We start from the raw sequence: 22972 nt of genomic DNA, 5'->3' as shown, positions 1-22972 counted from the left end.
ATCGAACAGAATGTGATCAAGGCCGGCCATTTTTTGCCCGCCGCCCCCTGTAAACTCCGGGCGTTTAGTCTAAACTCTGGCCTCCGACTCGGTAAGGTGTGAATGATGAGCAGCTCAGATCCCTTCGGCTTTGACATGTCGGTCAAATCCGCCAAGAAAAAGAACCCGCGCGGCCGTAGAAGCATGTCCGGGGAACAGGAAACCTCCACGCGTATTTGCGATCATGAAGGGTGCAATGAACCCGGCAAATACCGCGCGCCGAAAGCGCCGGACGTGCTGGACGAGTTCTTTTGGTTCTGCAAGGACCATGTGCGCGAATACAACGCAAAGTGGAGTTTCTTCGACGGCAAGACAGAAGCCGAGATGAACGCACAAGAAAGCTCGGACAAGGTTTGGGAGCGCAAGACCAAGGATTGGCGCGACCCCGAGGCCAAGGCCTGGGCCCGTCTGGGCATCGAAGATCCGCATCAGGTTCTGGGCGACAACGCCACGCGCAACCCCGGGCGCAACAAACCCGGCGGCGGGCGCAAATTGCCCCCGACCGAGCGCAAGGCGATCGAGATTCTCGAGGCCGAAGACACGATGACCAAGGCGGAAATCCGCAAGGCTTACAAGAAGTTGATCAAGGTGCTTCACCCAGACATGAACGGCGGCGACCGCTCTCAGGAAGAGCAGCTGCAGCAGGTGGTCTGGGCCTGGGATCAGATCAAGGATTCGCGCAGCTTCAAATAATGCGCAGCTCCCAACAAGAGGAAGGCCCGCCAAACCGACGGGCCTTTTTCGTTTGTGAGCGAGTCGTTGTGCGCTCGGCTCTGTCAGGACTTGCGCTTGCGGCGCGCCAATCCGAGCCCGCCCAGCCCTGCCAGCATAAGGCCCAGAGCGCCCGGCAACGGAACCGCTGCTGTTTCTATCAGCACCAAACCGGCAAAGTTGGTGGTACTTGACGAGGTGCCGCCCTCGTAGAATGAAAATTGCCCGGCATGAAGGAAATGATCGGTTGCCGCACTGTCGCTTGCGCGAAAGAAATACCGCCGATGGCCTTCCCAAGTGTACCCAGCCCAGCCCCCCTGACTGTAGTAATTGTAATTGTAGAGTTTTGAGTTAGCCACACTTGGCACGAACGCATCGAGGATTTCTTGTGTCGTGGCCCAACGATAGCCCGGCATAATTTCGTAGGTATCAGCCGGATTCCATGTGGTGGACTTGGAGACCGCGAAATAGAAAGTCGGATCGTATTCGCTTTGCTTCAAACCACCAAAGCTATCGGTGGTGAGCCACCAATCATTCAACGAATGATGCAACGCTTGCGCGGGTGCCGATGACAAGGCGGTGAGAAGGGCTGCAGCAAAAAGCGATTTCAAAGACATGGTGGCGCGATCCGTGTTGAGATGATTTGCATGAATGGAAAAGCAGCGATGCCATTGACGCAAGGTAAATGATTAAAATGGGATGCGATTACATCCTAGGGCCAGAGGCCGCAAACTTGACCACAACCGCAGACAGGTAAACCGCTAAATCCTACATCGTATAAATGGCTGTTTGGCCTTTCAGATACGAATCGGAAAGGCCAAGCAGCGCTGCGTGTAACGATTTCCGGCACGTTCAAAGAAGCCGGCGCAAACTCAAAACTGGCTAACAAAAGCACTGGACGTACAAGCAGGGGTTGTGCTAGCTTGACGCCAAAGCGCGACAGAAAGCAATCACTCACGGACACGACCTTCACGGCTGCGCCGACATATCGGGGCGGCCGTGATTTTATCTGGTGACTTGACACGCAGTCGCGTTCGGCGCTCTCAGGCAGCTTTGAATTTCAACGACACGCCATTGATGCAATGCCGTTTGCCCGTCGGCTTTGGCCCATCGTCGAAAACATGGCCAAGATGCGAGCCACAGCGGCGGCAATGGCATTCGGTGCGCATACCGAAAATCCCCGGATCGGGCTTGGTGCCAACGGCGCGGGGCAGAGCCTTCCAAAAGGACGGCCAGCCGGTGCCGCTGTCAAATTTGTGTTTGGACGAATAGAGCGGCAGATCGCAGCCCCGACACAGGAAAGTGCCTGCGCGTTTTTCCGTGTCGAGCGGCGAGGTGAAAGCGCGCTCTGTCCCTTCCTGACGCATGACCTTGTATTGCAGCGGCGTCAGCATGGCCTTCCATTCGGCTTTGCTGCGCGTCACTTCGAAGGTCGCGGCGCGCGCCCTGGCCGGGATCGCCCCGGTCAGAACGGCGGAGAATGCGGCGGCTTTGGTCAGAAATGCTCTGCGGATCATCGGCGGGCCTTTCATTTGCGCTTGGCGATTGAGCTGTCATCAAAGAGCGGACATCACAAACCTGCGAAGAGCATGCGTCCCGGAAGCACCTTGGGCAAGTCACACCCCGTGCACATTTGCGCGAGCCGCATTGCATGGCCTCACATCAGGGGGTCGGCGCGAAAGTCAGCAGATCGAAGTAAAACGCGGCAAAGGTGCAGGCCGAAGCAAGGACGGCCCCGGCGGCATAAGGCCAAAGAATTTGCCAAAGTGGTTTGCGTTTTTCGCCGCCAAAAGCCGCCGCCTCGATGCGCCGCCAGAGCTGCGGCGGCGGCGGTATCTCTTCGAGATCATCGGCGAACGTCGCGAAATATGTGCGCCAGGCCGCCACGTCCTGCTCCAGATCCGCATCCACCCGTAGTTGCGCCTCAAAAGCCGCGCGCTCCGCCTCATCGAGCAGCCCAAGAACGTATTCTGCCGCCATGGTGCCCTTCACGTCAGGGGTATTGCCGCCGCGTTGCACAGTCATCCGCCCAGACAGACCTTGAGCTGTTTCAGACTTTGGCCCAGTCCGTTGCGCAGATCGCCCGCCGCCCGCCCCGTGGGCTCGGCAAGCGCGGCATAGCCCGCCCCGTGAAGGTAGGCCCGGCGCAAGGCAGTTGCGTGGTCGCCGGGCAGTTTGCTGAGACACTGACGAAACCGCAGCGCCGCTTCGCTCTGCGCACCGCGCAGGCCCGCGTCTTGCTCAAACGCCCCTTCATCAGGCAGTGGCGGGTGGCCTCCTGAATGGGTGTCTGTCCGCCGCTTGTCGACCGCCGCGTCCCGCGTCAAACTGATCAGCCAGGCCATAGGCGCAAGCCCATCGCCGCGATACTGCCCCGCGCGCTGCCAGACGCGCAGATAGACCTCCTGCAAAACCTCTTCGGCCTCGGCATCTGTTTTCAAAACCTGCAAAGCGACGGCAAACAGTGCCGGGGCCGTGTGCGTGTAAAGCTTGGCAAAGGCCTGCCGGTCTGCCATCGCCACGCGTGACATCAGACGGTCCATATCGTCTTCCAGCACCATTCAACCCCGACCCTTTTTCCTTTGCCTCGGGCAGGATGGCACAGCAGGCTTGGGTTGCAAGGGGGAAGCGGCGGCGAGCATGGGACCTTTTGCCAACGCACAACTGTTTCTTCCCCTTGCCCCTGCGCCACTTTTGATGCACCACGGGCCGGACAGACGCCGGGATAGAAGGACAGGACCGAAGATGGCCAGTGGTGAAATCGACATCAACGCTAAACCCACCGAAGAAATCTCGGTGCGCGAAGTCTTTGGCATCGACTCGGATATGGTCGTGCACGGCTTCCCGGAAGCGTCGGACCGCGTGCCGGATATCGACAGCACCTACAAGTTCGACCCGGACACCACGCTCGCCATTCTCGCCGGTTTCCGCAACAACCGCCGCGTGATGATCCAAGGCTATCACGGCACCGGGAAATCCACGCACATCGAACAGGTCGCCGCCCGTCTGAACTGGCCCGCCGTGCGTGTGAACCTCGACAGCCACATCTCCCGGATCGACCTGATCGGCAAGGACGCCATCAAACTGGTGGACGGCAAGCAGGTCACCGAATTCCAGGAAGGCATCCTGCCTTGGGCGCTGCGCAACCCCACCGCCATCGTTTTTGACGAATATGATGCGGGCCGCGCGGATGTGATGTTCGTGATCCAGCGTGTGCTGGAGACCGACGGCAAGCTGACCCTTCTGGATCAGAACAAGGTCATCAACCCGCATCCCTATTTCCGCATCTTTGCGACAGCCAACACCGTGGGCCTGGGCGACACCACGGGCCTGTACCACGGCACGCAGCAGATCAACCAGGGCCAGATGGACCGCTGGTCACTTGTGGCCACGCTGAACTATCTCTCGATTGATGCGGAAACCCAGATCGTCCTGTCCAAGACGCCGCATTACAACAATGAAAAAGGTCGCAAGACCATTCGCCAGATGGTCACCGTTGCGGACTTCACCCGCCGCGCCTTCATGAACGGTGAGCTTTCCACCGTGATGAGCCCGCGGACCGTGATTGCCTGGGCGCAAAACGCGGAGATCTTCCGCAACGTGGGCTATGCCTTCCGCCTGTCCTTCCTCAACAAATGTGACGAGCTGGAGCGCCAGACCGTGGCGGAGTTCTACCAGCGCTGCTTTGACGAAGAGCTGCCCGAAAGCGCGGCGAGCCTGAGCCTCGGGTGATCCACGCCGCATTGACGATCAAGAGCGCCCCGGTTTCGGGGCGTTTTTCATTTGGAGAGACCAAACCATGAGCATGTCCCTGACCCTGCGCCGTTTTGCCCTCGATGACGCGCCACAAGAGCCCGGTGATGAGGCGGCGGAATTTGCGCTTGGCCTGAAGGGGATCAAGCTGCTCGATGGACCGGAGTGCCTGCACTTCTTTGACCCGTGGCATGTTGTGCATTTTCTCTCCTCCGGGACGGAGTGGGACACCGCCCTGCCTGCCGGGTTCCTTCTGGGCGGCAGCGCATGGCATGAAATCCACCCCGAAGAAGAGCCGCCGCGTATCCTGAGCCCGAAAGAGGTGAAGGCCGCCCATGCCCATTTGATCAGCCTGCCCCATGATCTTCTCGACAGCCGACTCTCGGCGATGAAAGCGCCCGGCTGCGAGATTTACCATGCCGCACAAAGCGACGCGGAGGATGGTTCTGTTCGCGCAGCCTTTGGTCAGATCCGCGATTTTCTCGGAGCCGCAGCAGAGGCGGATCAGGCGGTTTTGACGACCATGGCGTAACGCTGTGGATTTCATGACACTTTTATCAAGAGTTTTCATTTCGATTAACAGGACAGCAGAACAAATCGTGTAACGTCCATTTTATGGGCGTTCTGAAAACACTTGTTTTGAGCCTCATGCTCACTCTTGGCGCAAGTCTCGCCACGATGCCGCTGGCGGCCATGCCATCGGGTGTTCGCGAACAGGCAGAGCATTTTGCCTCCTGCCTGGGCCGGTTTTCCGCAGCAATGGAGCACGAATGGCTGATGGGCCGCGACGGGGCCGATGCGCTGGAAAGCCGCCGTCTGTTCGAAAGTCTGCTCGAAGCAGTGCAGCCGGACGCACGGGCCGAAGGGCTCAGCGGCTCCGACATTCTGCACCTGCGCATTGAAGCCAAGTTCGCGCAGGCGCGCCTGATGCAACTGGCTGCTTTCTCCGATGATGACCGGCGCGCGCGCCACGCACGGCTGCGCGCCACACATTTGCTCGGCAACTGCCAATCGCTGGTTTTCGGCTGAACCCGCGCGCCATCAGCCGGGCTTTGCCGATCATAGCGCAGAGCGGTTTTCGCGCCCCCGCCCCCATGTTACTATGGCCCCAAGTTCCGCAGCAGGACGGAACGACAAGATGGCAGGACCAGACATGACACGCACACTTCAGGCCCTTGTGGTCGCAGCCGCCCTTAGCCCCTTTTCGATGCCGGCGGCCGCCGAAGAGACGCCGCTGAGCGCTCAGGACTTTCAGACACGTATCGACGAGGCCGCAACCCCGATCGGCAAGGCCAAGGCACCGGTTGCCTGCGCGGGACTTGTCGCCGCGCTGCGCATCGCATCCCCGGACGAGTCGAATGCCAAGGAAATGTTCAAGACGCTGGAAGAGGAAATGGTCTTCTACGCCATGATGACCCGTCGGCAGGATGCGGGCGAGGAACAGCAGGCCGCGCTCGACGCAACGGTGCCGCTCGTGCGCGATGTCAGCGCGATTTATCTCGAATGGTTCAACCAGAACCAGCGTCTGAACGGCGAGCTGATCAACAGTGCGCTGCGCACCAATTTCAGCTTCTGCGAAAGAATGCGCGACGAGATGAAGGCGGCGCTGGAAAGCCAGTGACCGCCGCATCGGCCTGATCCGCCGAACATAGACGAATTTCCCCGCTCGCCCCTCTTGCCAAAACCGCGTGTCCGGTGGAAACGTAGCTTATGAGCAAGCCAAGCGACAATCCCGCCGATCCGTTCAAGAAGGCCCTCGCCGAGGCCACCAAGGTCATGGCCGATGATCCCGAATTGACGGTTTCCTACACCGTCGATCCCTCCGGGGTTTCAGGCGATGCCATGCGCCTGCCGCAGGTCTCGCGCCGCATGACCCGCGACGAGGTGCTTCTGGCGCGGGGCACGGCGGATGCTTTGGCCCTGCACCGCCGCTATCATGACGCAGGCACGCACAACCGCTATGTGCCGCCCGGCGACATGGCGCGCGAGCTCTATGAGGCGATGGAAACCGCCCGCTGCGAAGCCATGGGCGCGCGCGACATGCCCGGCACCGCAGGCAACATCGACGCCAAGATCGGCTCCGAAGCCATCAAGCGCGGCTATGCCCAGATTCGCGAGAAATCCGAGGCCCCCCTGCCCGTCGCGGCAGGCTACCTGATCCGCCATCTGGCGACCGGGCGCGATCTGCCGCCCGAGGCCGCCAATGTCATGGATCTCTGGCGCGGCTACATGGAGGAAAGCGCGGGCGCGACGCTGGAAAACCTCGACGCGGTGCTGAACGATCAATCCGCCTTTGCCAAACTGGCGCGGCAGATGATTTCCGATCTCGGCTACGGCGATCAGCTTGGCGACGATCCCGATCAGTTGGACGACGAGGCCGAGGACGACGGACAGGAAGACGGGCAGGACGAAGAAGAGCAGCCCGATTCCAACGGCGACGACGAGGATCAGGGCGAAGAGGCTGAAGCCTCGCCGGAGCAGTCTCAGGAAGAGACCATGGACCCGTCCCAGGCGCAGGTCTCCATGGATGACGCCGCTGATCAGGACATGAGCGACGAGACGGAAATGCCCGAAGGCGAAGCGCCGCTCGAGCCGCCTGCCCCCGCGCCCTTCTCCGAAGCGGACCCCGATTACCGGGTCTATTCGACCGAACACGACGAAGAGGTTCTGGCCGAAGACCTCGCCGAGCCTGCGGAACTGGAACGGCTGCGGGCCTACCTCGATCAGCAGCTTGAGCCGCTCAAAGGTGCGGTCTCACGGCTTGCGAACAAACTGCAGCGGCGGCTTCAGGCACAGCAGAACCGCAGTTGGGAGTTTGACCGCGAAGAGGGCATTCTGGACGCGGGCCGTCTGGCGCGCGTGGTGGCGAACCCGACCACGCCGCTGAGCTTCAAGGTCGAGAAAGACATGGAGTTCCGCGACACGGTGGTGACGCTGCTGCTCGACAATTCCGGCTCCATGCGCGGTCGCCCGATCTCCATCGCGGCGATCTGCGCGGATGTTCTGGCACGGACACTGGAACGCTGCAACGTGAAGGTCGAAATCCTCGGCTTTACCACGCGGGCGTGGAAAGGCGGACAGGCGCGCGAGACATGGCTCAATGCCGGGCGCGAACAGCAGCCGGGCCGCCTGAACGACCTGCGCCACATCATCTACAAGGGCGCCGATGCGCCGTGGCGGCGGACGCGGGACAACCTCGGCCTGATGATGAAAGAGGGCCTGCTGAAAGAGAACATCGACGGCGAGGCGCTGGAATGGGCCCACCGGCGGATGGTGGTGCGGCCCGAGGCGCGCAAGATCCTGATGGTCATCTCAGACGGCGCGCCGGTGGATGATTCCACCCTGTCGGTGAACCCGGCGAACTACCTTGAGAAACACCTGCGCGACGTGATCGACATGGTCGAAAAGCGCAAACAGGTGGAGCTTCTGGCCATCGGCATCGGCCACGACGTAACGCGCTATTATGACCGGGCCGTCACGATCACCGATGTGGAACAACTGGCCGGGGCGATGACCGAGCAGCTTGCCTCGCTGTTTGACAGCGATCCACGGGCGCGGGCGCGGGTCATGGGCATGAAGCTGAGCGCTTGATGAAGGGTTTCGGCTTGGCGTGGCCAAGCCGACCAGCGCGCACGGCGCGAAATTTTTGTCGGGGCAAAATTTTGGTTTGGGGCGCTGCCCCGCCGCAGCCAGGGCTGCGACTCCCCGGGATATTTGTCGGCACAAAGAAACGGGGCATGGCGAGTTGGCCAGCCGCTTGCGGCTGATAAGCAATCGTGATCTTGTCCTGCGCAAGACAGGAGGCGCCCCATGTTTCAGACCTTTACCGAGACTGCATCTGCGGACACGGGCCCGGCCCGGCTGCAAGCTCTGCGCGCCGCCATGGCGGGAGCAGACGTCGATGGGTTCCTGATCCCGCGCAGCGATGCCTTTCAGGGGGAATATGTGGCCCCTTGCGATGAGCGCCTCGCATGGCTCACCGGGTTTACCGGCTCCGCAGGTTGGGGCGTGGCTTTGGCGGAGCGCGCGGCGGTGTTTGTGGATGGGCGCTACCGCGTTCAGGTGAAGGCGCAGGTCGCGGATGTATTCGAGCCCGTAGACTGGCCGGAGATTTCTCTTGGTGATTGGATTTCCGCCGCGATGCCGGACGGTGTCATGGGATTTGATCCATGGCTCTTGACCGTTGAACAAAAACGGGGGCTCGACAAGAAAGGCATCGCGCTCAGGCCCGTTCCGAACCTTGTGGACGCCATTTGGGAAGACCGTCCCGCGCCCCCCATGGGCAAGGTTTTTGCGCAGCCTGTGGCCCTGTCCGGCGAGGCGCATGTGGACAAGATCACGCGGTTGGCCGGCGGCCTTGGCAAAGCGCGGGCAGCGGTTGTCACCCTCCCGGACAGCATCGCCTGGCTCCTGAACATTCGCGGCAGCGACATTCCGAAGAACCCGGTTCCGCATGGGTTTGCAATCCTGCATGCAGATGCGCGCGTGACGCTGTTCATGGCCGATGAGAAACTCTCGGATGTGCGCGATCACCTTGGAGACGCGGTGACGGTCGAGCCGGTTGAGGCGTTCGAAGAGGCCTTGCGCGCGTTGCAAGGCCCGGTGCGGATCGAGCCGGGCACCTGCCCTGTGGCCGTGGTGGACGCTCTGGAAGGGCGCGAGATCATTGAAGCGGATGATCCCTGCGTTCTGCCCAAGGCACGCAAGAACACGGTCGAACTCGAAGGCAGCCGTGCGGCGCATCTGCGCGATGCGGCGGCAATGGTGCGGTTCCTCGCCTGGTTGGACCGGGAAGCCCCGGGGGATCTGTCCGAGATCGCCGTGGTTAAACAGCTCGAAGAAGAACGCCGCGCCACCAATGCCCTGCGCGACATCAGTTTTGACACCATCAGCGGCTCCGGCCCGAACGGGGCCATCGTGCATTACCGGGTCACGGAGGCCACGGATCGGCCGCTCAAGGCCGGGGAGCTTTTGCTGGTCGACAGCGGCGGGCAGTATGTGGACGGCACCACCGATATCACGCGGACGGTTTCCATCGGTGAGGTCGGCGAGGAAGAGAAACGCAATTTCACGCTTGTTCTCAAAGGGATGATTGCGATCAGCCGACTGCGCTTTCCAAAAGGCATGGCCGGGCGCGACATTGATCCCTTTGCCCGCCACGCGCTCTGGCAAGCCGGGCTGGACTATGGACATGGCACGGGCCATGGCGTCGGCTCTTACCTTTGTGTGCACGAAGGCCCCGCCCGTATCAGTCGTGCCGGGACCGTACCGTTCGAGCCGGGCATGATCCTCAGCAATGAGCCGGGTTTCTACCGCGAAGGGGCTTACGGCATCCGCATCGAGAACCTCGTTGTGGTCGAAGAGGCCCCCACCCTGCCCGGCCAGACAATTGCGCAGCAGTATCGCTTTGAAACCCTGACCTGGGTGCCCATCGATCGGCGCCTGATTGTGCCTGACATGCTGACGATGGAAGAGCGCGATTGGCTCAATGCTTACCACCGGGAAGTTGAGGCAAAAGTCGCTCCCTTGGTCGATGATGTCGCAGGGGGGTGGTTGTCTGACGCCTGCCGGGGTATTTGACATATCTACGTTACGTCAGCGATGTCTTTGGAGTTGAAAGCAAAGCCCAAAAGTAAGCCAGACGCCCGAGTGGAGGACAGACATGAGTCAGGGGGATATCACCATGAGCAAGATCACGATTACACCGGCAGAAGGCACCTGGGTTGTCCGCGCAGGCGGCGCGGTCATCGGAGAGAGCACGCGCGCTCTTGAACTGGACGAAGGCAACCTGCCGTCCGTCATCTATTTCCCGCGCGACGACATTGCGATGGCCTTCCTGGACACGACCGAGCACAAGACATCCTGCCCGCACAAGGGTGAGGCGAGCTACTTCTCGATCATGTCGAAATCCAAGACGTATGAGAACGCTGTCTGGTCTTACGAGGCCCCGAAAGAAGGCGTCTCTGCCATCAAGGACCACCTTGCATTTTATGCGCAGGAAGGCGTGACCGTAGAGCAGATCTGACGCTCACCGGTCAGAGAATACAATGTGCAGGCAGGGGTTTCCCTGCCTATTTTGTTTTTGCGGGATCGAAGGATCTGCTGCGCATCTTCTGCACGAAACGGGCGGAAACTTGCCGAGTCCGCCGCAAAACCCTTTGAAAACGCGGGGATCGCGATAAACACACCGTTAACACTCAACATGTGACGGGGCAGTATTCCATGACGATGACCGCTTTTGGGACGTTCTCCAAGCCGCTTGGCCTGAGCCTTTTGGTTGTTGGCCTCGCCTTCACCTCGGCCTGCTCCAAGCAGCCAAGGACCAAGGCAGACATCGTGTATGGCATCCCGGACGGCGTTGATCTGGACAAGCGGGCCTTTGCCCTGCGCGAGGTCAAGGTGCTTCAGAATGCGGGTCGCCGCGTCTGGTGCGTCCCGTTTGCCCGCAATGCCTCGGGTATCCAGATCCGCGGCGATGCGCATACCTGGTGGGCCTCGGCCAAAGGTGTGTATGATCGCGGCTCCAAGCCCAGAGTCGGCTCTGTCATGTCGTTCAAATCGACCAGCGGCATGTCCCTTGGCCACGTGGCCATGGTCTCCAAGGTGGTCTCGGAGCGCGAGGTTCTGATCGATCACGCCAACTGGTCGCGCAACAAGGTCTCTCTGGGCATGTCGGTGATCGACGTCTCTGACAAAGGGGACTGGAGCCGCGTGCGCGTGATGTCGAACCCCGGCTCCTATGGCAAGGTCTACCCGGTGAACGGCTTCATCCATGCGGACCGCATCGACGCCTGATCCTGATTGTGGAGGGTCGGTGCTTTAACCGTCCAGCAGGGCGCGTGCCGCCGCGCGCGCCTCATTTGTAACTGTATCGCCGGACAGCATCCGGGCGATTTCGCCTTCGCGGTCTTCCAACCCCAGCGGCACCACGGTTGAGGTTGTGATCTCGTCTTCCACCCGCTTTTCCACGCGCCAGTGATGCCCGCCAAGCGCCGCCACCTGCGGGCTGTGCGTGACAACAAGCACCTGACCGCCGTCCGCCAACGCCTTGAGCCGCCGTCCAACCGCATCCGCCGTTGCCCCGCCGACGCCTCGGTCAATCTCGTCAAAAATCATCGTTGCGCCGCCGCCCTGCTCTTCTGACAGGCAGACTTTCAGCGCCAGAAGGAAGCGCGACAGCTCCCCGCCCGAGGCGATCTTGTTCAGCGGTCCGGACGGTGCGCCGGGGTTGGTCGCCACGGTAAACTGCACCGCATCGACGCCCTCCAGCCCAGCCGGCGCTTCCGTGATACGCGTGGTGAACACGGCGCGTTCCATCTTGAGCGGGGCCAGTTCATCCGAGACAGCTTTGTCCAGCCGCACCGCCGCAGCGCGCCGCGCTTCGCTCAGTGTTTTCGCCGCATCGTCGAATGCGCGGTCCGCAGTCCGCACCGCCGTTTCCAGATCGGCAATCTGTGCTTCACCCGCATCCAGCGCCGCCAGCCGCGCCGAGAGTGTCTCGGACAGCCCCGGCAACTCATCCGGCATCACCTGATGTTTGCGCGCCAGCGCCCGGATCGCAAAAAGCCGTTCTTCCGCGTCTTCCAAATCGGCAGGATTGAACTCCAGCGCATCCAGGCAATCCGCAACCCCGCGCGCCGCCTCGTCCAGTTCCGCCATGGCCCGTGTCAGGGCCGAAATCGGTGCATCGAGCCGCCCTTCGGCCTTGTCCGACGCCCCTTCCAACCAGCGCAATGCGCCCGCCATGGCTCCTTCTGCGCCGTCGTAGCCAAGCGCATTGGAGGCCTGCCCAATGTCGTCGCGGATCTTTTCCGCCGCCTGCATCATGCGCCGCCGCGCATCCAGTTCCGCCTCTTCGCCCGGCTGTGGGTCAAGCTTGCCCAGCTCATCGACCGCATGGCGCAGGAACTCTTCTTCGGCCTGCACTTCGGCCAAAGCGGCCCGCGCCTGATCCAGCGTTTTGCGCGCCGCCCCGCGTGCGCGCCATGCCTCCCGGACCGGAGCCATCAGCCCGCCAAGATCCCCGTAGGCATCCAGAATATCCCGGTGCCCTTTCGGGTCGAGCAATCCGCGGTCGTCATGCTGGCCATGCAGTTCAACAAGTGTCTCAGACAGTCGGCGCAGAACCTCGCCGGACACCCGGCGATCATTGATCCAGCCGGTTTTACGCCCGTCCGCCGTGTTCACCCGGCGCAGGATCACCTCATCCTCGATGGGCAAACCGCTGTCTTCGAGCACCGCACGGCCCGCGTGTCCTTCGGGCAGATCAAAGACCGCCGTGACCTCGCCCTGCGCCGCGCCTTTGCGCACCAGTTCAGCCCGCCCACGCCAGCCCAGCACAAACCCAAGCGAATCCAGAAGGATCGACTTGCCCGCGCCGGTCTCGCCGGTCAGCACATTGAGACCCGGCTGAAACCCGAGGTCCAGCCGCTCGATGATGAGCATGTCGCGAATTTCAAGCGCCCGAAGCATGACGGTCCGTAGGGCGGGGTTTTACCCCGCACCCCCTCGATGGATCAAAGCCATTGGCCCTTGATCATTTGGCGATAGACCTTCGACAGCCAGTTGTTGCCGAACACTTTCATCTCAAGCCCCTGCCCGCGCAGAAGCTCGTAGCTGTCTTCGTACCAATCGGTGGACTGGAAGTTGTAGCCAAGGATCGCCCCGGCGGTCTGCGCCTCTTCGGTCAGACCCAGCGACAGGTAGGATTCCACAAGGCGGTGCAGCGCTTCGGGCGTGTGAGTGGTGGTCTGGAAATCCTCGACCACCACGCGGAAGCGATTGATCGCCGCGCCGAAGTGATCGCGTTTCAGGTAGTACCGCCCGATTTCCATTTCCTTGCCCGCAAGGTGATCAAAGGCGAGATCGAACTTGAGAATGGCAGAGCGTGCATATTCGCTGTCAGGATAGCGCTCAATCACCGTCCGCAGCGATTGCAATGCTTGGAACGTCAGCCCCTGATCGCGGCCCACTTCCTCGATCTGATCATAGTAGCTCAGCGCCAGAAGATACTGCGCGTAGGCCGCATCATCGTCCGCCGGATAGAAATCAATGAACCGCTGCGCGGCAGCGCGGCTGTTCTCGTAGTCCTTGTCCTGATGGAACGCATAGGCCTGCATGATCAGCGCGCGCTTGGCCCATTCGGAATACGGGTAAAGACGTTCGACCTCGGAGAAGAACATTGCCGCTTCTTCGTTGTCTTTCTTCTCGATCTCGTATTCGCCACGTTCGAAGATCTGCTGCGCGGTGTATCCTTCCAGAGAGCCGCCACCCGGGGCAGTCCCCTTGCTGCGAAACTCGTCGCACCCGGCGATGGCGAGTGCCGCCACACCAAGGATCACAAACTTACGTGCCCTGCCTGCCGTCATGCTTGACCGTCTCCCGAACCCAACCGAAGACACGCCTCTTTTCGGGCGCATCTTTTGAGATGGCTTAGCACAGAAAATTCCGGTGCAAAATGTCTTAAGCGCGATTTGTGGCAGGGAGTTGCCGGGACGTGATCCGAAGGCCAGCGTCAGCCGGGCGCGGTTTTGCGCCGAGTGGGGGCTGCGAATGGTTTCTGTCAATGAAATCAAGCCGGACTCCCGAGCGTCATCCGATGCCCCTATCGGCCCCATGATGTCACGATTGGGTGAAGCGGGATCACGCCACCGCCGTGGCGATCACCTCGTCCATGGTCACCCCAGCGCCCGGCAGGCGCGCAGCGATGTCCGCATCACAGGTAATCATGCGGAAGGCCGACGGATCGGCAAACAGTGCGCGCAGCAGCGCGTTGGTCAGGGCGTGCCCTGCCTTGTGCCCTTCGTAAAGGCCAAGGATCGGCGCACCTGCAAGGCTGATGTCTCCCAGCGCGTCGAGCATTTTGTGGCGCACGGCCTCATCCGCGTGGCGCAGACCACCCGGGGAAAGCACCTTGTCGCCATCCACGACAACCGCATTGTCGTAAGTCCCGCCAAGCGCCTTGCCCGCCCGGTGCATCGCGTCGACATCGGAAGCGCGGCAGAAGGTACGGCTGTCGCACAGCTCACGTACAAAGGTGCCATTGGCCAGGTTCAGACGCTTGTTCTGAACCCCGATGGCCTCATCCACAAAGTCGATATGGAATTCCATGAAACAGCCCGCCGCCGGGGACAGACGCGCCCAGCCGCTTTCGGTTTCAAAGGTCACGGGCTTGAGAATCTCGATGGCGCGAACCGGCGCGCTCAGACGGCGCACACCGCGCTGCATGATGCCAACGACAAACGGGGCGGAGGAGCCGTCGAGGATCGGGCATTCCGGCCCATCGATCTCGACCAGCGCATTGTGTACGCCGCAACCGGCCAGCGCCGCCATCACATGTTCGATGGTCGACACGGAGGCGCCTGTCTCGTTTCGGATCAGAGTGCAAAGCGGGGAGGTTTCCACGGTGTCGAACCGCGCAGCAATCAGAGTGTCCCCCACAGCGATGTCGGTCCGCTTGAACCAGATGCCGTGATTGGCAGACGCCGGACGGATGGTCAGCCGCGCCGGTTTGCCGGAATGAAGACCGACACCGTCAAAGCTGACTGCACTGCGAATGGTTGTCTGCACGGGATGATCCCTGTCGTTGTTAGCAAAGACGCCTACCCCCCAAGGTCTCTGCGCCTGACAATGGGATACGAAGATGGGGCGGATTGCTCAAATCAAGTATTGCAACCAAGTGAAACATCCCGCCCCACAGACCGGCGGACCCCCGCCAAAACTCGAAAATATCCAATTAAGCTGCTGTATTTAAAAACGAATTACCGGAGCGCCCACAGCGCGTTTTCGCTATCATTTTATGCCTGACACGCGGGTTTCGCCGGGAATGTTGCAACAAAAAAGCGCCGGATGTGATCATCCGGCGCCTCTTTGTTACAGTTTGTGTGCGACGAGTCAGTTGGCCTGGCGGCGCAGGAAGGCCGGAATTTCGATCTTTTCCTGCTCCGGATCCGGCTCCACATCCTGCACGGGGGCAGGACGCTGGGCCTGAACCGGGGGCTGACGACGGGCCGGTTGGGCCGGTGCTTCGTTGCCCTGACCATGGCCGGTCATGCGACCGATGAGCGAGTTGACCGAGAAGCGCGGCTTCTCTGCTTCCGGGGCCGGAGCCGGTGCCGCTTGTGTCGGAACCGAACGGCCCGCTTCGGCGTTGCGCTGTGCTGCAACATGGCGCAGACGGGCCAGCGCTTCGGGGCTCGGGGTGCCCGGTGCCGGGGCGCGCGGCGCAACGAAGTCTTCAGGGTCCGCTTCCAGCGTATCCTGCGACGGTTGGAACTCTGCAACGCGCGGCTGGTAAGCCGGGGGGGGCAGATCGTCTTCCGCGGTCTCTTCATAGACTTCTTCGGTCTGAACCGGCGGCATGTCGGAGAAGAGCGACGGCTCTTCCGCTTCATACTCGGGCTCTGCAGGCGCGGCTTGTGCGGCAACCGGCGCGGGTGCTTCTGCGACCGGAGCGGGCTCTTCCACACGCTGCGTCGGCAGCGGTTGTGCGAGGCTGCGGCGCGGCAGCGGGATGTCGGAGTTCACATCGGCGGCCGCGTCGATGCCGGTGGCAACCACGGAGACGCGCATCATGCCGTCCATACCATCATCCAGCGTCGAGCCGACGATGATGTTGGCGTCCTGATCCACCTCTTCGCGAATGCGGTTGGCCGCCTCGTCCAGTTCGAACAGAGTCAGATCGCCACCGCCGGTGATGTTGATGAGAACACCTTTCGCGCCCTTGAGGCTGATTTCGTCGAGCAGCGGGTTCGCGATGGCCTTCTCGGCGGCCTGAATGGCGCGATCTTCGCCCTCGGATTCGCCGGTGCCCATCATGGCTTTGCCCATCTCGTCCATCACGGCGCGCACGTCCGCAAAGTCGAGGTTGATCAGGCCAGGGCGGACCATCAAATCGGTCACGCCTTTGACACCTTGATACAGAACGTCATCCGCGAGGCTGAAGGCCTCGGTGAAGGTGGTCTTTTCGTTCGCAAGACGGAAGAGGTTCTGGTTCGGGATGATGATCAGCGTATCCACAACCTTCTGGAGAGCTTCGACGCCATCCTCCGCCTGCTTCATCCGCTTGTTGCCTTCGAACTGGAACGGCTTGGTGACAACGCCCACGGTCAGAACGCCCAGTTCACGCGCGGCCTGCGCGATAATCGGCGCAGCGCCGGTGCCCGTGCCGCCGCCCATGCCGGCGGTAATGAAGCACATGTGCGCGCCCGCGAGATGATCGACGATTTGCTCGATGCTCTCCTCGGCGGCGGCGGCGCCAACGGTCGCCCGTGCGCCTGCCCCAAGGCCTTCCGTAACTTTCACGCCCAGTTGCACACGGCTCGAAGCCTGGCTCTGCTGCAGGGCCTGTGCATCGGTATTGGCCACGACGAAATCAACGCCTTCCAGCGCTTTTTCGATCATGTTGTTAACCGCGTTGCCGCCTGCGCCGCCCACACCAAACACGGTGATGCGTGGCTTGAGGTCTTCCTGTCCGGGCATGGAAAGGTTCAATGTCATCGATCTGTCCGCCTGTTTTATCTGCCCCTGTCCCGGGGGTTTACGTACACCTATTCTCGGCAATCCTAACCAAGGGTTGCTGAAAGGTCACGCGAAAAACAGGGTTTGGACACCAAATATAGGCTTTTTCAAGGCCCTTTTCGCGGGATTTCGCCGAAACCCCAAGATGAAGTGGCGCACGCCACGTTAACCACAAACAAAGAGAGGCCACCCAAGATTCGGCACCCTGGGAGCATGCAGTGTTCAGCGATGACATGGGGTCTGCTCGACCCGCCTTGTGCCTCTGGTACTTGGTGGCCCCTCTTCCGGGAGCCTGCCCTTAGTCTTAACCGATACAGAAAAGTGCGTCACGCGGTTTTTCGCGGTCTCGCGGTCGAAAGAACCTCCCGCGCACCCTGACCTCGCTTACCTTCACTCCCGACGGCTCAAGTGCCCAGTTTAACTGAACGGCTCGCCCGGTTTCAGCATCTGACGCAGATAAGGAAGGACATCCTCGATCCCGCAGAACCCAACCGTGCGCGCCGCCGCCAGAACCTTTCCAGTGTTGCGCCCAAGGTGTTCGACCACCTGCCGCTCCACCCTGCGACCGGCGACATCTTCGCGCACCGTGCGGGTGACGTAGCCAACCCAGAAGTTGTTTTCAAAGGAGGGCACCCGCGCGAGGTAATTAAAGGACGCGGTTTGCGCGCCGCGCCTGCTGAGCATCAGCGCAACACCATCTTCCTGCGGCATTACCACCGCCCGGAATTCACGCTGATTGGGCGCCGTGGGCAATCCCTGATCGGCCATTGCCTGTTTCGCTTCGAATCCGCGCAGGAATGTATGGTCATCCCGGCGATATACGTAGGCAAGCCCCTGCACATACATATCATCATGAATGAAGCTGCGCCGGGCAAAGCGATAAAACCCGGACGGGAAGGACTCTTCGGCCACCTTGCCAGCCGAATGACCTACGAAATCGGCAACCTCGGCGTGTTCGAATAGCCCGGCGCTGACAGAGACAATGTTTTCCACCGGCTCCAGCAAAATACGGGCGTCGACACCAAAATAGCTGCATATCCGGTGAAGCACGTCAGGACGCGGAAAACTCTCCCCCGCGAGATACCTGTTATATTGTGTCCGATTTATCCCGAGCTCCCGGCACAGGGCCGAAATGGAAACCGCTTGTTGAGACAGTTGACGCAGATTGGCACCGAGCATGCTACGCAGCTCGGCCGGGCTTGGGCGTCGGGAAGGCGATTTGGGCATACCACCTGGCATTTGATCCTCGCGCTAAGAGTGTATACAACAAACGCGCAACTCGCTATGATTAAAAATGACGCTACTTGGCGTCTCATGTGGTGCTAAAGAGCGTCAAGTGCGTCGCTCAATAGCGCCAACCCTGCATTCTTACGACACAAAAATCAAGACGCCGACGCGCGAAAAAACGTGTCGAAATGGCGTCAATTGGGCCACGCTTGTGACACAGAAAATAAAAGGCTTGTCATGGAAGAGCGTATGTACGGTGTCGTCCTCTGGGCGGATGCAAGTGACCGCAAAGCGGTGATCTGGTGCGAAGATCACGGGAACCTGGCCTTTTACTCGGGCCCGGAGCCAAGTGCGCATCAAGGTATGGATCTGGATGCAGGCGATCTGATCCAGTTTGAAATTCGGGAAGAGCGGGATTACCGCCGCGCGCGTAATCTACGCCGCGTGGATTCGGGATATGCTCCGGACTTGCCCGATAAACTAAGGCGTTCCGGCGGTATTGGCAGGCCGGGAAACGTCGTGGCCTTTCCAACGGCCTGCGCGTGCTGAAACCCCAATCCAGACCCTAGCGCACGCGCGGCCAGGCCGCTCACCCCCCAGAGCCGCAGGAAACGCCAGTAAACCCCGCCTTTCCCTCGTGAGGCGGGGTTTTCGTTTGGCTTGTTCAGAGGATGGACCGACGCCGGATAGCGCCAAGCCCGCCGACGCCAAGGAGCAACAAGAGCGCGGAGGCAGGCAACGGAACCGGCGCAAGCGCATCTGCGGACACGGTCACAGAAGCACGAAAGGCCTCGAATCCGCCCAGATCCTCCGCCTCGAAGCGCAGCGTGTTCAACCCTGCATTGAACAAAGAGGCGTCACTGGTTCCGTAGTCGTGCAGGAAATTGAAGTTGTCGACCACAGTGCCAGTCAAAGACGCGATCAGCGTACCGTTGAGATAGGCCCAGGCGTTGTTGTCCACAGCCCACTGCCCTTCCAGCGCAGCGGTGCTGACATCAAATCCAGCCATATCGAATTCAAACTCGAAAACCGGCGTGTCTGGAGTCGCCCCGTTGTTCGCCCAGACCCAGACGGACGCAGGATCGGTCGGGTCCATCGTCAATCCGCCGAACACGGCTGCGCCGTAGTTGACCGCCGCGCCTTCTGCGTTGATCCCGCCGGTGTCACCAACAAGCGTCGAACCGGTTGCAACGGTCGCAGCCGGAGCCATCGTGGCGCCGGCCGCAAAGAAGGCGGCAATAGCAAATGCTTTCATCGAAAAATCTCCTTTGACAATCCGCGACCAAGCGGCCGCTCAAGGAGAGCTTAGCACGACACAAACAATTGCGGGTAGCGCAGCGCGGTTTCGATCCAGGCTCTTACCAGTTGTCGCGGAACCACTGCACCGCGCGTTTCAGGCTGCGGGCCGGGTAGCGATCCACCGGGATTTCGAAATCCCACCATTCGTCCTGCGGGTGCGCGGCAAAGAGACAAAGCCCCACGGCACTGGCAAAGCCCGGCCCGGTCGCCGCCTGTGGTAGTCCGTGCACCCTGAGCGGACGCCCGAGTCGCACTTGTTGGCCGAGGATCTTGGAGGCGAGGCCATCGAGGCCGGGAATTTGCGACGCTCCGCCAGTCAGCACGATCTGCTGCGAAGGCAGATGATCGAAACCGGCCGCATCCAGCCGCACGCGCACTTCTTCGAGGATCTCTTCGACCCGAGGCCGCATGATCCCGATCAGTTCCGCCCGGCTCACCGTGCGCCGATCATGTTCCCAATCGCCCGTCTCGCCGCCACATTCGATCATTTCGCGGTCATCCATGCCGGTGGCGACCACCCCACCATAAAACGTCTTGATCCGTTCCGCCGTCGCCATGGGAACCTGAAGCCCCATGGAAATATCGGATGTCACGTGATCCCCGCCCATGCGCACCGCGTCAGCATAGATCATGTGTTTCTTGATGAAGATCGACACGCCCGTTGCGCCGCCACCCATGTCGATACAGGCAGCGCCAAGCTCCTGTTCGTCCTCGACCAAAGCCGCCGCGCCTGAGACATAAGCCGAGGAGGCAATCCCGGCCAGTTCCAGATCGCAGCGCTTGACGCAATGCGCGAGGTTCTGAACCGCCTGCGCATCAACCGTCAGCATGTGCATGTCACAAGACAGCTCATTGCCGATCTGACCGCGCGGATCGATCAACCCGCTGCGATGATCGAGGGCGAAATTCACCGGCTGCGCATGCATGACCTCGCGGCCCATTCCGTAATCGGGCACGTCGCAGGCAGACAGCACCCGCGCCACGTCCTGCTCATCCACGTTCACACCGTGCACATCCACCTGCCCTGCAAGGCCGTAACTGCGCGGATCAGCGCCAGAGAAACAGGCGATCACGTGATCAACGCGAATGCCCGCCATCTTCTGTGCTGCCTGAACTGCCGTGCGGATCGCCCGCTCGGTCTCGCCCATGGCGTTGATCTCGCCAAAGCGCACCCCGCGCGAGCGCGTGGTCGCCGCGCCAATGACGCGAAAGCCCGACTGCCCGGCGAGACTGCCAATGCCTTCGTCCGAAGGGTCCGTGCCGTCAAAACGCAGAACAAGGCAGGCGATCTTGGAGCTGCCCACGTCCAGGATCGCAATGACACCGCGTTGCATCGCCGCCTTGCGCATGTTGCGCATGGCCCGTTGAGATTCGTATAGCTCGATCATTCCAGCCTGTCTCCGCCTGCCTCGAACGCCTTGATACGCAGCAGTTCCTGCACGGCGTTTTCCTTCATTCTTATGGTTGGTCTGCGTGGAAGCCGCAGGTCCACTGCCGCGATATCCCGCGCCAGCATGTCCACCGCCTCATCCATCGCAATAGTTCTTTCAAACGCGATCACCGCGCCGTCTTCGGGCAGCATGATCCGCTGGTCACGGTCGAGCACCACGTCCCAACGCCGCCCGCCCATGCGCTCAAGCCCACGAATGCGGGCCTTGAGCGGGCCGGAGACGGCCACCAGATCAAGCGTTTCGCGCGTGTTTTCTTCCAAGGCCTCAGCCGCCTGCCCGGCCAGTTGGGTCTCGCGCGCGGTCAGTTCATCCCCTTCGTCGAGCGCCCCCGCCGCCGCCAGCCGCGCCCGTTCGCGCGCTGCAATCTGCACATCCGACAAGACCGATCCAGCCATCACCGGCAGATCCGGCCGGTCAAAGCGGCTCTCCAACGGGCCAACAACAAAGCCTTTGCGATCCAGCATTTCCAAACCGTCGGGCCCGCGCCAGAGCACCGCCGGAACCCGCTCGGTCACATCAATCTGCAACGTGCCGCCCTGCTTGATCCGCAGGTTCGCTTCCCTGACCGCATCCAGGGCAGCCACCGTCTGCTGCATCTCTTCGAGCGGCAGATCAAAGGAGCTGATCGGAAAGTCGATCGGCAGCAGCGTGCGGATGTCTTCCGCCACCTCGGCGCTCGCCCCGTCAATTGCCATCAGCTTGACCTGGAACTCCGGGCGGCTTTCGACAGCGGCGCGTATGTCCGACAGCATCAGGTTAAATGCGGCACGGTTGTCCTCAACCGCAAACCAGGCCAGCCCGCAGCCAAGGCAAATCCCGAACGGCAGAACCACCCGCAGCGCAAAGCGAAAGAGCGGCGTCAGCAAGAGCCGCTCGAACCGGTATTTCAGCTTGGATGCGCTCGGGTCGAGCTTCGCCATCTGTGGCGCGTCGTCTTCGTCAAATCCGGGATGGTCTAGCGGTTGCATGAGGCGTCCTCCACCATCCATGCACAGAACTGCCCGAAGCTCAGCCCGATCAAAGCCGCATGTTCCGGCGAGAGCGAGGTCGGCGTCATGCCCGGCTGTGTATTGGTTTCCAGAAGGATCAGCCCTTCCAGTCCTCGCTCCTCATCCCAGCGAAAATCCGTCCGGCTCACACCCCGGCACCCGAGTGCCTGATGCGCGCGCAGGGCGTAGTCAAGGCAAGCCTGTGTAATCTCAGCCGGAATGTCCGCCGGACAAACGTGTCGCGAGCCGCCTTCCCTGTATTTGGCGTCATAGTCATACCAACCATCGGTCACGATCTCGGTCACGCCAAGGGCGCGATCCCCCATGACACTGGTCGTCAACTCGCGGCCCGGAATGAACTTTTCGACCATAACGGTCTTTGGCATGTCTTCGGACAGTTGCGGCGGCGTATTGGCCGCCTCATTGACGAGATACACCCCGACGGAAGAGCCTTCGTTGTAGGGCTTCACCACGTAAGGGGGCGCCATGACATGCGTGGCCATCACCTCGGCTTTGTCCGCCAGAAGGCTCTGCGCCACCGGCAATCCCGCCTCGCGGTAGATGACTTTGGTGCGTTCCTTGTCCATCGCAAGGGCAGAGGCCAAAACGCCGGAGTGCGTGTACGGAATACCAGCCCATTCAAGGATCCCCTGAACGCAGCCATCTTCACCCCAGCGCCCATGCAGCGCATTGAACACCACATCGGGTTTCAGCGCATCGAGTTGCGCGGCGAGGTCCGGCCCCGCGTCCACTTCGGTGACTTCAAATCCCTCTGCCCGCAAAGCGGCGGCACATTCCTTACCGGAACTCAACGAGACCTCGCGTTCAGCCGAAGGCCCGCCCAATAATACCACCACTTTCGGGAGCGTCCTGCTCGACATTCCCAAAACCGCCTTACCTATGCGCGGGGTCTTGCGCCCCGCTCTCTGCCTCAGGAGCCTACAGCCCCACGTTCACGCCCGGATTGGTCCGGGTCCTTGTCGG

The 22972-nt window shown here is 61.3% G+C and carries 23 protein-coding genes and 1 pseudogene; 10 read left to right on the top strand and 14 right to left on the bottom strand.

Annotated features, from left to right (window positions below; genetic code table 11):
• Nucleotides 1–105: 105 nt before the first annotated feature.
• Entirely contained in the window at nucleotides 106–732 is a 627-nt protein-coding gene (locus tag E4662_RS09050) for a J domain-containing protein (RefSeq protein ID WP_136441215.1), read from the top strand.
• 83 nt (nucleotides 733–815) lie between these two features.
• Here E4662_RS09050 and E4662_RS09045 read toward each other — a convergent pair whose 3' ends face one another.
• The 4 genes from E4662_RS09045 to E4662_RS09030 form a co-directional block, all read right to left on the bottom strand.
• Nucleotides 816–1367 (bottom strand): VPLPA-CTERM sorting domain-containing protein, encoded by a 552-nt coding sequence (locus tag E4662_RS09045; protein WP_136441214.1) that lies wholly within the window; start codon nucleotides 1365–1367, stop codon nucleotides 816–818.
• Nucleotides 1368–1793: 426 nt separating this feature from the next.
• Complete coding sequence (gene msrB / locus E4662_RS09040) at nucleotides 1794–2267, bottom strand: peptide-methionine (R)-S-oxide reductase MsrB (RefSeq protein ID WP_136441213.1); 474 nt, start codon at nucleotides 2265–2267, stop codon at nucleotides 1794–1796.
• Between the two features lie 145 nt (nucleotides 2268–2412).
• Nucleotides 2413–2775 (bottom strand): hypothetical protein, encoded by a 363-nt coding sequence (locus E4662_RS09035; protein ID WP_136441212.1) that lies wholly within the window; start codon nucleotides 2773–2775, stop codon nucleotides 2413–2415.
• A complete protein-coding gene (locus tag E4662_RS09030; protein WP_136441211.1) occupies nucleotides 2772–3311 on the bottom strand; it encodes a sigma-70 family RNA polymerase sigma factor in 540 nt (179 codons plus the stop codon). The genes E4662_RS09035 and E4662_RS09030 overlap by 4 nt, the downstream gene beginning before the upstream one ends.
• Nucleotides 3312–3495: 184 nt before the next feature.
• Between E4662_RS09030 and cobS the strand changes: the two genes are divergently transcribed.
• From cobS to E4662_RS08990, 8 genes are all read left to right on the top strand, one after another.
• Nucleotides 3496–4482 carry a cobaltochelatase subunit CobS gene (cobS, locus tag E4662_RS09025; RefSeq protein ID WP_136441210.1) on the top strand — a complete coding sequence of 329 codons (987 nt, stop codon included), beginning with the start codon at nucleotides 3496–3498 and terminating at the stop codon, nucleotides 4480–4482.
• Nucleotides 4483–4549: 67 nt separating this feature from the next.
• The gene (locus E4662_RS09020) at nucleotides 4550–5035 is read left to right on the top strand and encodes a DUF1877 family protein (protein WP_136441209.1); all 486 of its coding nucleotides are present in this window, start codon (nucleotides 4550–4552) and stop codon (nucleotides 5033–5035) included.
• 107 nt (nucleotides 5036–5142) lie between these two features.
• On the top strand, nucleotides 5143–5532 hold the full coding sequence (locus tag E4662_RS09015; RefSeq protein WP_168797940.1) for a hypothetical protein: 390 nt from the start codon (nucleotides 5143–5145) through the stop codon (nucleotides 5530–5532).
• A 124-nt stretch (nucleotides 5533–5656) separates the two neighbouring features.
• A complete protein-coding gene (locus E4662_RS09010) occupies nucleotides 5657–6124 on the top strand; it encodes a hypothetical protein (RefSeq protein WP_136441207.1) in 468 nt (155 codons plus the stop codon).
• Nucleotides 6125–6213: 89 nt separating this feature from the next.
• A complete protein-coding gene (gene cobT, locus E4662_RS09005; RefSeq protein ID WP_136441206.1) occupies nucleotides 6214–8094 on the top strand; it encodes a cobaltochelatase subunit CobT in 1881 nt (626 codons plus the stop codon).
• Nucleotides 8095–8313: 219 nt separating this feature from the next.
• Nucleotides 8314–10083 (top strand): aminopeptidase P family protein, encoded by a 1770-nt coding sequence (locus tag E4662_RS09000; RefSeq protein WP_136441205.1) that lies wholly within the window; start codon nucleotides 8314–8316, stop codon nucleotides 10081–10083.
• 103 nt (nucleotides 10084–10186) lie between these two features.
• Nucleotides 10187–10528 (top strand): DUF427 domain-containing protein, encoded by a 342-nt coding sequence (locus tag E4662_RS08995; RefSeq protein WP_136441660.1) that lies wholly within the window; start codon nucleotides 10187–10189, stop codon nucleotides 10526–10528.
• A 197-nt stretch (nucleotides 10529–10725) separates the two neighbouring features.
• Nucleotides 10726–11298, top strand: a complete 573-nt coding sequence (locus E4662_RS08990; RefSeq protein WP_240705157.1) for a CHAP domain-containing protein — start codon at nucleotides 10726–10728, stop codon at nucleotides 11296–11298.
• Between the two features lie 24 nt (nucleotides 11299–11322).
• Here the strand turns inward: E4662_RS08990 and recN are convergent, their stop codons facing one another.
• From recN to E4662_RS24465, 6 genes and pseudogenes are all read right to left on the bottom strand, one after another.
• A complete protein-coding gene (recN, locus tag E4662_RS08985; RefSeq protein ID WP_136441204.1) occupies nucleotides 11323–12975 on the bottom strand; it encodes a DNA repair protein RecN in 1653 nt (550 codons plus the stop codon).
• Nucleotides 12976–13019: 44 nt separating this feature from the next.
• On the bottom strand, nucleotides 13020–13871 hold the full coding sequence (locus E4662_RS08980) for an outer membrane protein assembly factor BamD (protein ID WP_136441203.1): 852 nt from the start codon (nucleotides 13869–13871) through the stop codon (nucleotides 13020–13022).
• Nucleotides 13872–14145: 274 nt separating this feature from the next.
• The gene (gene lpxC, locus E4662_RS08975) at nucleotides 14146–15072 is read right to left on the bottom strand and encodes a UDP-3-O-acyl-N-acetylglucosamine deacetylase (RefSeq protein WP_136441202.1); all 927 of its coding nucleotides are present in this window, start codon (nucleotides 15070–15072) and stop codon (nucleotides 14146–14148) included.
• A 324-nt stretch (nucleotides 15073–15396) separates the two neighbouring features.
• On the bottom strand, nucleotides 15397–17001 hold the full coding sequence (ftsZ, locus tag E4662_RS08970; protein ID WP_136441201.1) for a cell division protein FtsZ: 1605 nt from the start codon (nucleotides 16999–17001) through the stop codon (nucleotides 15397–15399).
• A 438-nt stretch (nucleotides 17002–17439) separates the two neighbouring features.
• Nucleotides 17440–18015 carry an XRE family transcriptional regulator gene (locus E4662_RS08965; RefSeq protein ID WP_338113508.1) on the bottom strand — a complete coding sequence of 192 codons (576 nt, stop codon included), beginning with the start codon at nucleotides 18013–18015 and terminating at the stop codon, nucleotides 17440–17442.
• 27 nt (nucleotides 18016–18042) lie between these two features.
• Nucleotides 18043–18201: pseudogene (locus tag E4662_RS24465) on the bottom strand (helix-turn-helix domain-containing protein); the annotation flags it as partial.
• Between the two features lie 285 nt (nucleotides 18202–18486).
• Here E4662_RS24465 and E4662_RS08960 point away from each other — a divergent pair.
• Nucleotides 18487–18798 (top strand): hypothetical protein, encoded by a 312-nt coding sequence (locus tag E4662_RS08960; RefSeq protein ID WP_136441199.1) that lies wholly within the window; start codon nucleotides 18487–18489, stop codon nucleotides 18796–18798.
• Nucleotides 18799–18913: 115 nt separating this feature from the next.
• Here the strand turns inward: E4662_RS08960 and E4662_RS08955 are convergent, their stop codons facing one another.
• The 4 genes from E4662_RS08955 to E4662_RS08940 all read right to left on the bottom strand — a co-directional run bounded on the left by E4662_RS08955 (nucleotide 18914) and on the right by E4662_RS08940 (nucleotide 22875).
• Complete coding sequence (locus E4662_RS08955) at nucleotides 18914–19504, bottom strand: VPLPA-CTERM sorting domain-containing protein (protein ID WP_240705156.1); 591 nt, start codon at nucleotides 19502–19504, stop codon at nucleotides 18914–18916.
• Nucleotides 19505–19607: 103 nt separating this feature from the next.
• On the bottom strand, nucleotides 19608–20936 hold the full coding sequence (ftsA, locus tag E4662_RS08950; protein WP_136441198.1) for a cell division protein FtsA: 1329 nt from the start codon (nucleotides 20934–20936) through the stop codon (nucleotides 19608–19610).
• Nucleotides 20933–21967: a cell division protein FtsQ/DivIB gene (locus E4662_RS08945; protein ID WP_206080278.1), complete on the bottom strand. Its 1035-nt coding sequence runs from the start codon at nucleotides 21965–21967 to the stop codon at nucleotides 20933–20935. The genes ftsA and E4662_RS08945 overlap by 4 nt, the downstream gene beginning before the upstream one ends.
• A complete protein-coding gene (locus E4662_RS08940) occupies nucleotides 21955–22875 on the bottom strand; it encodes a D-alanine--D-alanine ligase (protein WP_136441197.1) in 921 nt (306 codons plus the stop codon). The genes E4662_RS08945 and E4662_RS08940 overlap by 13 nt, the downstream gene beginning before the upstream one ends.
• Between the last annotated feature and the right edge of the window lie 97 nt (nucleotides 22876–22972).

The organism is Pacificoceanicola onchidii (genome assembly GCF_004804335.1).
In the GTDB taxonomy this organism is placed as follows: Bacteria; Pseudomonadota; Alphaproteobacteria; order Rhodobacterales; family Rhodobacteraceae; genus Pacificoceanicola; species Pacificoceanicola onchidii.
The sequence above is the reverse complement of the archived record's forward strand: the minus strand, read 5'-3'. Positions and strand labels throughout refer to the sequence as shown.

Excerpts from the sequence above, each read along its gene's own strand:
- E4662_RS09010 (WP_136441207.1), top strand. The coding sequence starts at position 5,657 with ATGACACGCACACTTCAGGCCCTTGTGGTCGCAGCCGCCCTTAGCCCC.
- E4662_RS09030 (WP_136441211.1), bottom strand. The coding sequence starts at position 3,311 with ATGGTGCTGGAAGACGATATGGACCGTCTGATGTCACGCGTGGCGATG.
- E4662_RS08995 (WP_136441660.1), top strand. The coding sequence starts at position 10,187 with ATGAGCAAGATCACGATTACACCGGCAGAAGGCACCTGGGTTGTCCGC.
- E4662_RS08955 (WP_240705156.1), bottom strand. The coding sequence starts at position 19,504 with ATGAAAGCATTTGCTATTGCCGCCTTCTTTGCGGCCGGCGCCACGATG.
- E4662_RS08980 (WP_136441203.1), bottom strand. The coding sequence starts at position 13,871 with ATGACGGCAGGCAGGGCACGTAAGTTTGTGATCCTTGGTGTGGCGGCA.
- cobS (WP_136441210.1), top strand. The coding sequence starts at position 3,496 with ATGGCCAGTGGTGAAATCGACATCAACGCTAAACCCACCGAAGAAATC.
- E4662_RS09045 (WP_136441214.1), bottom strand. The coding sequence starts at position 1,367 with ATGTCTTTGAAATCGCTTTTTGCTGCAGCCCTTCTCACCGCCTTGTCA.
- recN (WP_136441204.1), bottom strand. The coding sequence starts at position 12,975 with ATGCTTCGGGCGCTTGAAATTCGCGACATGCTCATCATCGAGCGGCTG.
- E4662_RS09050 (WP_136441215.1), top strand. The coding sequence starts at position 106 with ATGAGCAGCTCAGATCCCTTCGGCTTTGACATGTCGGTCAAATCCGCC.
- E4662_RS09000 (WP_136441205.1), top strand. The coding sequence starts at position 8,314 with ATGTTTCAGACCTTTACCGAGACTGCATCTGCGGACACGGGCCCGGCC.
- E4662_RS09035 (WP_136441212.1), bottom strand. The coding sequence starts at position 2,775 with ATGACTGTGCAACGCGGCGGCAATACCCCTGACGTGAAGGGCACCATG.
- ftsZ (WP_136441201.1), bottom strand. The coding sequence starts at position 17,001 with ATGACATTGAACCTTTCCATGCCCGGACAGGAAGACCTCAAGCCACGC.
- E4662_RS08990 (WP_240705157.1), top strand. The coding sequence starts at position 10,726 with ATGACGATGACCGCTTTTGGGACGTTCTCCAAGCCGCTTGGCCTGAGC.
- E4662_RS08960 (WP_136441199.1), top strand. The coding sequence starts at position 18,487 with ATGGAAGAGCGTATGTACGGTGTCGTCCTCTGGGCGGATGCAAGTGAC.
- E4662_RS08945 (WP_206080278.1), bottom strand. The coding sequence starts at position 21,967 with ATGCAACCGCTAGACCATCCCGGATTTGACGAAGACGACGCGCCACAG.
- ftsA (WP_136441198.1), bottom strand. The coding sequence starts at position 20,936 with ATGATCGAGCTATACGAATCTCAACGGGCCATGCGCAACATGCGCAAG.
- E4662_RS09020 (WP_136441209.1), top strand. The coding sequence starts at position 4,550 with ATGAGCATGTCCCTGACCCTGCGCCGTTTTGCCCTCGATGACGCGCCA.
- cobT (WP_136441206.1), top strand. The coding sequence starts at position 6,214 with ATGAGCAAGCCAAGCGACAATCCCGCCGATCCGTTCAAGAAGGCCCTC.
- msrB (WP_136441213.1), bottom strand. The coding sequence starts at position 2,267 with ATGATCCGCAGAGCATTTCTGACCAAAGCCGCCGCATTCTCCGCCGTT.